The organism is Flavobacterium sp. TS_SC_5 (genome assembly GCF_056156265.1).
In genome coordinates this window covers 1,052,704-1,064,062 of record NZ_CM149588.1, presented here as the reverse complement: position 1 = coordinate 1,064,062, position 11,359 = coordinate 1,052,704, and the positions used below count along the sequence as shown (strand labels likewise).

The following is an 11,359-nucleotide window of genomic DNA, read 5'->3' as shown; positions in this document are numbered from 1 at the left end:
TCAACGGAAAATACTATCCTAAAACAAGTTTAGAATAGTACCAGACCCAATTCATAATTTATGGCAACCCATTGTATGATATTGCTTTTATTACTATATGCTGTACTAAAGGCCTAAACGTCCTATTTTGTTGTTAATTCTCTACGCGCACCAGAACCATTTTTCCGTTATAAGGCTTACTGCCGCGGGTCTCCAGAGTTCTTGTTGCTTCTTGTAAGTTGTCAAATTTATCCGAATAGATGAAATAATTCGTTGATTTAACATCATAGAAAAAATTAATTTTTGGCTCTCCCGAAGCTACTGTTTTGGTAACAAAAGAATCTCTTTTGACAACATCAGCATGAACTGCAAGCACTAAATAATATCCAGTTTCTACGTTTTTAATGTTCTTAATAATTTGCATATTCATTTGCTCATTACCATAATCAAAATCTTCCGGTTTAAGTTTTGTTGTGCTAACTTTTGTTGTTTCTTTTATACGTTTCAACGTCTCTTGATCTTTCTGATATCTGCTGTCCTCATTTTCAAAGTTGGCACGTTTTATTCTACGTTTCTTCTCTATTTCCGTTTCAATTTTAATTTTCTCTAATGACGTAATTAAATTAGTATTGGATTGTTCCGCTTTTAGTTGTTCCGCTTTCAACATGTCTATCGTTTTCAAATAGCTTTGTGTGAGTGCATCCTCTTTGTTTGGTACTTTTTTAATGCGCTCTTCGTATAAGTTTTTAAACGTCCCTAGCAATTGATTTTGGCTTTTATTAACCTGATCAATTTCTGATTTTAAAGATTCCAATGCGCTATTTTCAGCGGAAACACTCTTAAATTCTTTTGGAGCACTTGCAATTCCTTTATCACTTAAATCATTTTCCGTTTTTAAGTCTTTCAGTTCTTTTTCTTTTTGATTCACTTTTTCATTCAACTGATTTAATAATTGTAGCTGTGTCTTTCTGGCATTATCTAATGTTTCAGCTACATTATCCATCGTTTTTGCATTCTCATCCTTCGGTTTTGCTTTGGCTTTTGCATCGGCAGCTAATTTCGCATCGGCGTCAGCTTTGGCTTTAGCATCGGGGTCAGCTTTGGCTTTAGCATCAGCGGCCAATTTAGCAGTTTCTGCATCTAATTTCGCTTTGGCATCAGCAGCCAATTTCGCATCAGCGTCAGCTTTGGCTTTGGCATCAGCGGTCAATTTAGCAGTTTCTGCATCTAATTTCGCTTTAGCATCGGAAGCTAATTTTGCTTTGGCATCGGCTTCAGCTTTAGCTTTAGCATCAGCGGCCAATTTAGCAGTTTCTGCATCTAATTTCGCTTTGGCATCAGCAGCTAATTTCGCATCGGCGTCAGCTTTGGCTTTGGCATCGGCGTCAGCTTTGGCTTTAGCATCAGCGGCAAGTTTAGCAGTTTCTGCATCTTGTTTTGCTTTAGCATCAGAAGTTAATTTCGCATCGGCGTCGGCTTTGGCTTTGGCATCGGCAGCTAATTTTGCTTTGGCATCGGCGTCAGCTTTGGCTTTAGCATCAGTGGCAAGTTTGGCAGTTTCTGCATCTTGTTTCGCCTTAGCATCAGCAGCTAATTTTACTTTGGCATCGGCTTCAGCTTTAGCTTTGGCATCAGTAGCAAGTTTAGCAGTTTCTGCATCTTGTTTTGCTTTGGCATCAGCGGCTAATTTTGCTTTGGCATCGGCTTCAGCTTTCGCTTTAGCATCAGCGGCAAGTTTAGCAGTTTCTGCATCTTGTTTTGCTTTAGCATCAGAAGTTAATTTCGCATCGGCGTCGGCTTTGGCTTTGGCATCGGCAGCTAATTTTGCTTTGGCTTTAGCATCAGTGGCAAGTTTGGCAGTTTCTGCATCTTGTTTCGCCTTAGCATCAGCAGCTAATTTTACTTTGGCATCGGCTTCAGCTTTAGCTTTGGCATCAGTAGCAAGTTTAGCAGTTTCTGCATCTTGTTTTGCTTTGGCATCAGCAGCTAATTTTGCTTTGGCATCGGCGTCAGCTTTGGCTTTAGTATCACTGGCAAGTTTGGCAGTTTCTGCATCTAGTTTTGCTTTGGCATCAGCGGCTAATTTTGCTTTGGCATCGGCTTCAGCTTTCGCTTTAGCATCAGCGGCAAGTTTAGCAGTTTCTGCATCTAGTTTTGCTTTAGCATCGGTAGCTAATTTTGCATCGGCGTCAGCTTTAGCTTTAGTATCAGCGGCCAGTTTAGCAGTTTGTGCATCTAGTTTTGCTTTAGCATCGGCAGCTAACTTTGCTTTGGCATCGGCGTCAGCTTTCGCTTTAGTATCACTGGCAAGTTTGGCAGTTTCTGCATCTAGTTTTGCTTTAGCATCAGCAGCTAATTTTACTTTGGCATCGGCTTGAGCTTTAGCTTTAGCATCAGTAGCAAGTTTGGCTTTTGCACCAGCCGCCAATTTTGCCATTTCTACATCTTCTTTCGCTTTAGCGTCAGCAGCTAATTTTGTTTTGGCATCTGTTACGGTTATTGGTTGTGTTTTTGGCACCACTGGTTTAGGAGCAGTAGTTATTTTGGCATCAGCTATAGCTTTTGCTTTGGCAGCAGCATCTGCAGCAATTTTCTCTCTTTTTAATCGATTGGCTTCCAATAGTGCTTTTGACTTAGCCGCACTCTCTAATCTGGTTTGTGCAATGGCATCGGAAGTAGCCTTTGCATCGGCAAGTACTTTTTCTTTCGCTGCTTTCATTTCATTTTCTTTTTGAATCTCAGCTGTCGATTTAGGTTTGGCTTGAACAACTGCTTTTGGGGGAGCGACTTTTCGAGTTTCTATTGCAGGTATGATAGCTCCTTCTTCTTCATCATCATCATTATAATCTCCCTTAAATTTATAAGCCAAGACTATTTCATGGGATGGTCCAAACTGTGTAAAACTCCCTACTGTTTTTTCGTAATTATATTCTAACGCTATTCGAGAAGTTAGGTTGAGTCCTAAACCTGCTGAAACACCATGAAAACTGTTATAACCGGCTTGTACCCAAATTCCCTTAGGAATACTGAACATCATAAGTCCAGAAACAATTGTTTGATCTTTTTTACTTTCAGCTCTTACTAGTCCAGAAAACTTACTTTTATCAAAAAAACCATAGCTGTCTACAAAACCTGTATACATTATATGTGCTTGAATGCTCCGTTCCGGGTCATCTTGGACCATTTGGGAAGTTTGAAGATTATATAATACGGCATTATTGATGGCTAAACCAAAATCAAAAAAAGCGGTCCCATAATTTATACCAGGACTTAAGGTAATTAAAGAGTTTGAAGGTATTGTTTCCAGCGAAGGATCAGGATAATTTGTCACTACTTTTCCAGTGTTGATACCACTTTTATAAAAACCTAAATTAACCCCAAAAGTCAAGTTACTGTCTTGGTCTAAATATACATTTTGGGCAAAATTTGCAATTCCTCCAAAAGTAGTCAACACTCCATAATTTTGTTGAAAAAGTCCTAATGAAATCCCCTGATTTTCCCTAAATCGACCGGAATAACTAATTAAATACGTTTGTGGGGCATCTTCAAATTGTACCCATTCTCTTTTGTTGAAAATACTGATATACGAATTTTGTTCTCTGGCAAAACTAAAAGTTGGATTTAAAAGGAACTTGTTGAATTTGAGGGAATTCCTAACTGGAATGTTAAACGAAGTTACTCCACCTTCTTGAGAATGGAGTACTTGAAGCAAACAGAAAAAAAACACAACGCTTAAAAAGATATTTTTCATGTTACTTGACTACCGTTATAGAACCTTTTTTTACTTTATTGTCTTGCGTAGTAATTATGTAATAATAAATTGGATTAACTGATTTAAAATCTAGCGCATTTTCCGGCGAATTATTTTGATAATTATTTGTTTGTAAAGCTATTTCCCCTCTTGAATTTAACAATAGTATTTCGGTATTTGTCCCACTTACATACTCTTGTGGCAAGATCCAAGTGTCATTGATTCCGTCATTATTGGGACTGATTAGATTTGGAATCTTAGTAACGTTTGAATCAAAAAAAGGAAAGTCTATAACAAAAGGTAAATCTTTTTTGGATATACATCCGGTAGTTTGTGTAATAGTAAGAGAATAAGATCCTTGCTCAGTAACATCTAAGGTATTTGAAACTGCTCCTGTAATTAAGGTGTTGTTAAAAAACCATTCAAATTTAGGATTACCAGCATCTGTGGTGGCAATGATGGTTTTAGTATCTCCTTGATTTATTATTGTTGTATTCGATACATTCAAAGAACCAGTAAAGAGTACATCCTGTAAGCTTATGGAAGCAGTTGAGGAACAGCCTCCAAAATCAACTTTTACCGAATATCTTCCTGCTGTGCTAGTTTGGTATTGTTGCCCTGTTGCCCCTGAAATTGCAACATCATTATTAAACCACTGATAGGAGTTTCCCGCTTGTGTGCTAAGTGTTGTTGGACCATCCGAAGGACAAAAAGGATTACCTTTACTAGAAGTGATTGTTGCAGATACACCTACTGCTTCTCCTACAGTTACTCTGTTTGAATAAGAATCTGATGTACAACTACCATAATTAGTCTCCACATAATAGCGTCCTGGCTGGTTCACCGTTAAACTTGCGGTGGTAGCTATAGGCACTAAGCTAGGCTCTTTAAACCATTTATAGGTAAGTGAAGGATATTTTAAGGGAGAGTCATTGGTTCCTGTTCCAGGATTATCTATCGTTAATAAATACGAGCCACCGGTACAGTAAGTTGCCGTTGAATTGAAATTATTAATAGAAAATTGTGAGTCTTGAATTTTATAATACGCTGCAAAAGCGTTTGATACCGGGCTAATTGAAGCTGGTAAAGTACTCCTAACTCTTATTCTATAATTTTCTCCTCCAATATTGGTAGGAGCTGAAAAAATAAATGTCCTTGAAGTAGGAGTCGCCGTTAATGGTTTTTCGGTGGCACTGAGAGTGAATGGTACAGCAAAATTACCTGCAGCATCTGAAAGTTCTAAAATAAACTGATTGGCGGGATCTAAAGAACCTGAAGGGCTAAAAGAAAAACTAACTTCGAATTTATTAAAATCAGAATTCGCACATACTTGAGTAAAACCAATAGTTGGTTTATTAATAGTTACTTGTGCATATAAACAAAAAATTGCCGGTAAGAACAGTAATAAAAAAACAATAATATATTTATTTAAAATGGTAGTAAAGCTACATTTCATAATTAATTTTTTGTCTGTTTTGGTCTTAAAATCACACGATATACACCGGTAGTTTTTATTTAGATGCAGTAATTTTGGATAATTGCAAACGGTAATCCGGTTTTTTATCGTTTGAAAAATCGATGAATGTCTCTGAGTTATTTCCTTTAGAATACACATTAAAAAAAACACTTTGACCATACCAATTTTCTAGGTCTTCGTTATTGGTATTGTATTCAGTGAATATATTCCCATTACAATTATTGAAATACATAGCTTCGAATTGCAATTTCTTCAAATTCTTATCATTAATTTCGATTTTATTATCCAATAAAACTGCAGGATTAAACCCCGATATCACGCTTTTCTTAAATATAAGGGATGCATTTTCTCCAACGTAGACTGCTGACTTTATTAATCCGGCTTGAATATCTGCTTTCAAATTTTCACTATCATTCACCATCGTTAGGTTTGTGGCCGTGACAACAGTCAATTTTTTTGAAAAATCTGTTTCTTCTTTTCTTTCATAACCCAAAACCTCTACACATCTAGAGTCAGAATCACTAGAAACATAAGAAGATCTAATTGCTAATGAATTATCAATTCTACATTGTGCACCTTGAGTGAACTTAAAGTCATCTTTTTTGGATCTAAGAGAAACCATTTTACTCAAGTTAAGTTCTCCGCCAAAAATATCAAAAGAATTCCCTCCGCAATAACTGACCATTACGTTTTCGACAATCGTCTTAGAGCCTAATCCGGCTAATAATAATCCACTAAAATTATTACCCCCTTTGATTCTTTTTCCGGCAAATTCTATTCGAACATATCTTATAATACCAGAAGAACTAATAGAATTAGTTCCACCATAGTTATTGAAGTTAGGGTCAAGTTCCAAGTTTAATGAAGAGTAGTTTCCAAATTTATTAACGGGAGCATCACCTAATACAATAATCCCTCCCCAATCTCCTGCTTTTTTAGAACTAACATTTGAAGTAAATATGATTGGATCTGTCTCTAAACCATCAGCGATTAGTGTGGCTCCTTTTGTAATAATTAAAGCGCCTTTTGATTCAAAGTCACCTATTATTTTGGTTCCGGGTTCAATTGTTAAAACTGCATTATTAGTAACATAAACATCTCCTTGTAGAACATAAATATTTCTTTTCAATAACTTTGTATTGACTGAGATGCTTCCGGCTAATATTTGATTTGCATCGCCATAATCAATAGTCTGAGGCTTGAATTCTGTCCAGTTATTTAGCCAGTTACTTGAACCAAATATGCCTTTTTCTTGTTGTGCATTAACATCACAAACTACTAAAAGAAGAATCCATATAATTATGGTTATGTTTTTCATTGAAATAAGTTATAAATAATTCGTAACATATCACTATGTAACTAAATTAGGATTAAAAAAAACCAATTATCCTTTAACTTCAAAATCACGTAGATTAAAATCTACGTGATTTTGAAATGTGCTGCCTTAAAACAATACATCGAACAAACAAAAATTTCTCTAATAAGGATATTAAAGCTCATTAAACACATGAAGTTCTTTCAATGTATTTTGATAAAATAAAATTGATGCTATTAAGTTACTTTTATCCGAATAAGGCATCATTTTTCTTTGAAAATCTACTGTCGTTGCAAGAAAATTTGAAGTACTTTCAGACTGTAAATCTAAGGACTTTCTATGTTCTGAATTGTCCGGAATTCCTAAATCTGCCATAGTTATTCCTGGTTTTGTAGCAAGTGCAACATAGGGTAAAATTTTAACTAAAACCTTGATACGCTCTATATATAATTCAAGTAGCTCTCCTTTTTGCATCCCATTCAGTTCCTTTTGATCATAATATTGTCTTATAGATGCAGTAGTACTGATGATGCTTTTTGGTAAATTTTTGTTTTGAGCTGATACACTTCCCGCTACTAACAAAAAAAACAGACTAAAGAAAATAATTTTTCCTTTCATAGCTTTATTATAAAATTATTAATAAAACTCAAAATTATACAAATATTTTGAATTCACAACTTTTAGATACAATTTTAAGCTAAAAAATAGTCTAATAAAAACATAAATAATTATTAAAAAACAACATTTATCATTAAATATGTTTAAAATATTCATTCAAGACACCTAATTTTAATGTAAAAGAGAATTATTTTAATAAGACAAATACGATTTTAAAACTCTTGTTACGCAATATGAGCTGAAACAAAATATAGTGAACTAAAACGACAATTACATTTCTTTACAAACTGTTGAACATAAACTTTGCCTGCTAAAATTTTAGACTAAACCATTTTCTGCTATCTTTGCTTCATGCAATTTTCAGAAATTTTAGGACAAGAACACATCAAAAGTCATTTGACAAAAAGTGCTGATTTGGGTAGAATTCCCCATGCACAACTGTTTGTTGGTCCCGAAGGCAGTGGTACCTTACCTATGGCGATTGCTTATGCACAATACATTATTTGCAGCAATCAAAATGCCGAAAACACTGGTTCAAATGAAGCGTGCAATATCAAATTCCAGAAAACTTCGCATCCGGATTTGCATTTTATTTATCCAACGGTAAGTACCGAAGAAGTAAAAGCAAAACCAAAAAGTATTGATTTCATCACGGAATGGAGACAGTTTTTAGAACACAATCCGTACGGAAGTTTGTTTAATTGGTACCAAATGCTGGGCGTAAAAAACAAGCAGGGAGAAATCAGGGTCGATGATGCTCAGGAAATTTTGAAATCGCTGTCTTTGAAATCTTATGAAGGCGGGTACAAAATAATGATTATTTGGATGGCCGATAAATTGAACATCGCCGCATCTAATAAACTGCTCAAATTATTGGAAGAACCTACAGACAGAACGGTTTTTATCCTGATTTCAGAAAACGAAGAAGATATTATTCAAACGATTCGTTCCCGATGCCAAGTACTGCATTTTAATGGATTAAGCGAAAAAGTCATCGCAGAAGCTTTGGTTTCAAAAGAAAATATAGAATCTAAAACAGCCGTAAAAATAGCGCATCAAGCGCAAGGAAATTTCAATAAAGCATTACAATTACTTCAACCGGATAGCGAATCCGTTTTTTTTGAAAAATGGTTTGTCGATTGGGTTCGGGCTGCTTTTAGAGCGAAAGGAAACGCCGCCGCCATTCAGGATTTGATTCAATGGAGTGAGCAAATTGCCGGTTTAGGAAGAGAAACCCAGAAGAAATTTTTACACTTTTGTATCGATATGTTCCGTCAGGCATTATTGCTGAATTACCAAACTCCAAGTTTAGTTTACATGGAACCGCAAGTTGAAAAGTTCAAACTGGAGAATTTTGCGCCTTTTGTAAATGGAAACAACATTAATGATATTTTCAAAGAACTTTCTAATGCCATGTATCATATCGAACGCAACGGAAACGCTAAAATTATCCTCACCGATTTATCCATAAAACTAACCCGATTAATCCACAAAAAATAAAAACATGAACAACATTACTTCTATTTTAATTTTAATTTTCCTAGCCATCACTTTTCTGCAGTCCGGATATGACAAACTGTTTTATTGGAAAGATAATGTGGAATGGCTAAAAGGTCATTTCGCAAAAACGCCACTAAAAAACCAAGTGCCATTGGCGTTGCTAAACATTCTTATTTTGGAATTAATCTCCGGTATTTTATGTGTGGTAGGTTGCATCGAATTATTTGTAAACAACGGAAGAATATTTGGTTTCTATGGAGCCGTTTTCTCTTGTATCACTTTACTGATGTTGCTTTTCGGACAAAGATTAGCCAAAGATTATGATGGCGCCAGAACAATTGTCATCTATTTTATCCCTGCAATTTTGGCCGTTTATTGGTTAAATTAAAATTACAAATTACTATTTTGAACAACAACAATTTCCTTTTTATATAAAAAAATGACACCAAAACATCCTTCAGAATCCCTGACTATATTAACAGATTTGGTTTTACCAAGTGAGACCAATCCTTTGAACAATCTTTTTGGTGGTGAATTATTAGCCCGTATGGATCGCGCAGCAAGTATTGCAGCACGCAGACATTCCAGAAGAATTGTGGTGACAGCATCCGTAAATCACGTTGCGTTCAACAGAGCCATTCCGCTGGGAAGTGTCGTTACTGTGGAAGCAAAAGTTTCCCGAGCTTTCAAAAGTTCAATGGAAATATACATTGACATTTGGGTTGAAGACCGAGAATCCGGTAATAAAACAAAAGCCAATGAAGCTATTTATACTTTTGTAGCTGTGGATGATACCGGAAGACCGGTTGAAGTTCCCCAAATTGTTCCGGAAACAGAATTGGAAAAACAACGTTTTGAAGCCGCATTGCGACGCAAACAGCTGAGTTTAGTTTTGGCGGGTAAAATGAACCCACACGATGCTACCGAATTAAAAGCATTGTTCACTTAATACGCATAATTGACTTGTAATTTTTAATATAGATTTAAAATATTCTTGAAAGAGAAATTTTTAATTAAAAAAAGAAGTATTTTTACAAAACAAATGTTTAGTTTACAAATGAAATTACAGGATAATTAGTCATCCTGTCAGTTTCTTACCGTTATAAAACAATACAAATAGATGAAAGAAAAGGTAAAAGAGAAGATGAGTACAGAAAAAGAATCTAAATTAAAAGCGCTACAACTTACGCTTGACAAACTAGACAAAACTTACGGAAAAGGAACAGTAATGAAAATGGGCGACAAAGCCATTGTGGAAGTAGAAACTATTTCTTCAGGGTCTTTAGGAATCGATTTAGCATTAGGAGTTGGCGGTTATCCAAGAGGAAGAATTATTGAAATATACGGTCCGGAATCATCTGGAAAAACCACATTGACACTTCACGCTATTGCTGAAGCTCAAAAAGCAGGTGGAATTGCCGCTTTTATTGATGCAGAACATGCTTTCGACAGAAATTATGCAGAGAAATTAGGCGTAGATATCGAAAACTTAATCATATCACAACCAGACAACGGAGAACAAGCTTTAGAAATTGCAGAGAACTTAATTCGTTCCGGCGCAATTGATATTGTTGTAATTGACTCGGTTGCTGCATTGACTCCTAAAAGTGAAATTGAAGGTGAAATGGGAGATTCTAAAATGGGATTACACGCCCGTTTGATGTCTCAAGCACTGCGTAAATTGACAGGAACCATCAGTAAAACAAATTGTACTGTTTTCTTTATTAACCAATTAAGAGAGAAAATTGGAGTAATGTTTGGAAATCCAGAAACTACAACCGGTGGAAATGCATTGAAATTTTACGCATCGGTACGTTTAGATATCCGTCGTTCTACACAAATTAAAGATGGTGATAACGTCCTTGGAAACAGAACCAAAGTAAAAGTGGTGAAAAACAAAGTGGCTCCACCATTTAAAATCGCTGAATTTGATATCATGTATGGTGAAGGAATTTCAAAAACAGGAGAGATTTTAGATCTTGCCGTTGAATTTGAAATTATCAAGAAAGCAGGATCTTGGTTTAGTTATGGTGAAACCAAATTGGGACAGGGTCGTGATGCTGTTAAGTCTTTGATCAAAGACAATCCGGAATTAGCGGATGAATTAGAAGAAAAAATTAAAGCTAGAATAAAAGAACTAGCAGAAGCATAAATACTAAAACCCGTCTCGTACCTAAAAAGTCAGACGGGTTTTTTCATTTTTACACGCAACCTTTTGTTGAAATTTTTATCTTTTAGAAAACAGCTTAGAATTCAATTAAGAAGCTGCTGAATTGTTTAAATTTAAAAAATTAAGAAATGAAAAAAATTGTGCTTTTTATTCTGCTCATTACAACATTGACCGGATGTTCAATTGATAATGATAATCAAGATTCTTATAGCTTTGAAGTGCTGCCTGTAGATAGCTATACATTACCCGAAAAATTCATATTGGGAAACACCTACGAGATAAAATTAAAGTACACAAGACCTTCCGAATGCCATTTTTTCCAAGGGATATACTATGATAAAAATTTAAATATAAGAACCATAGGAATTCAAACGGCAGTGAATACTAATCAAGTGTGTACACAACAAATTCCAGCACCATCCGAGGTTTCTTTTAACTTTTATGTAACCAATACCGGTTCCTATATTTTTAAATTTTACAAAGGAAAAGATACTGATGGAAAAAACCTTTTTGAGGAAGTGGAAGTTCCTGTAGTCAACTAACGAATAG

The 11,359-nt window shown here is 35.4% G+C and carries 9 protein-coding genes; 5 read left to right on the top strand and 4 right to left on the bottom strand.

Features of this window, described 5'->3' with window-relative positions; all coding sequences use genetic code 11:
- Positions 1–133: 133 nt before the first annotated feature.
- The 4 genes from AC0J6S_RS04805 to AC0J6S_RS04790 all read right to left on the bottom strand — a co-directional run bounded on the left by AC0J6S_RS04805 (position 134) and on the right by AC0J6S_RS04790 (position 7,140).
- Positions 134–3,730, bottom strand: a complete 3,597-nt coding sequence (locus tag AC0J6S_RS04805) for a PorP/SprF family type IX secretion system membrane protein (RefSeq protein ID WP_474955678.1) — start codon at positions 3,728–3,730, stop codon at positions 134–136.
- A gap of 1 nt (position 3,731) precedes the next feature.
- On the bottom strand, positions 3,732–5,186 hold the full coding sequence (locus AC0J6S_RS04800) for a T9SS type B sorting domain-containing protein (protein WP_474955677.1): 1,455 nt from the start codon (positions 5,184–5,186) through the stop codon (positions 3,732–3,734).
- A 55-nt stretch (positions 5,187–5,241) separates the two neighbouring features.
- Complete coding sequence (locus AC0J6S_RS04795) at positions 5,242–6,525, bottom strand: hypothetical protein (protein WP_474955676.1); 1,284 nt, start codon at positions 6,523–6,525, stop codon at positions 5,242–5,244.
- A gap of 171 nt (positions 6,526–6,696) precedes the next feature.
- Positions 6,697–7,140, bottom strand: a complete 444-nt coding sequence (locus AC0J6S_RS04790) for a hypothetical protein (RefSeq protein ID WP_474955675.1) — start codon at positions 7,138–7,140, stop codon at positions 6,697–6,699.
- Positions 7,141–7,491: 351 nt separating this feature from the next.
- On the opposite strand from AC0J6S_RS04790, the gene AC0J6S_RS04785 reads away from it, so the two are divergent.
- The 5 genes from AC0J6S_RS04785 to AC0J6S_RS04765 all read left to right on the top strand — a co-directional run bounded on the left by AC0J6S_RS04785 (position 7,492) and on the right by AC0J6S_RS04765 (position 11,352).
- On the top strand, positions 7,492–8,640 hold the full coding sequence (locus tag AC0J6S_RS04785; protein ID WP_474955674.1) for a DNA polymerase III subunit: 1,149 nt from the start codon (positions 7,492–7,494) through the stop codon (positions 8,638–8,640).
- Between the two features lie 4 nt (positions 8,641–8,644).
- Entirely contained in the window at positions 8,645–9,028 is a 384-nt protein-coding gene (locus AC0J6S_RS04780) for a DoxX family membrane protein (protein WP_474955673.1), read from the top strand.
- 51 nt (positions 9,029–9,079) lie between these two features.
- Positions 9,080–9,589 carry an acyl-CoA thioesterase gene (locus tag AC0J6S_RS04775; protein ID WP_474955672.1) on the top strand — a complete coding sequence of 170 codons (510 nt, stop codon included), beginning with the start codon at positions 9,080–9,082 and terminating at the stop codon, positions 9,587–9,589.
- Between the two features lie 195 nt (positions 9,590–9,784).
- Positions 9,785–10,792, top strand: coding sequence for a recombinase RecA (gene recA, locus AC0J6S_RS04770; RefSeq protein WP_474956324.1), 1,008 nt, complete (start codon positions 9,785–9,787; stop codon positions 10,790–10,792).
- A gap of 146 nt (positions 10,793–10,938) precedes the next feature.
- A complete protein-coding gene (locus AC0J6S_RS04765) occupies positions 10,939–11,352 on the top strand; it encodes a membrane lipoprotein lipid attachment site-containing protein (protein ID WP_474955671.1) in 414 nt (137 codons plus the stop codon).
- Positions 11,353–11,359 lie beyond the last annotated feature (7 nt).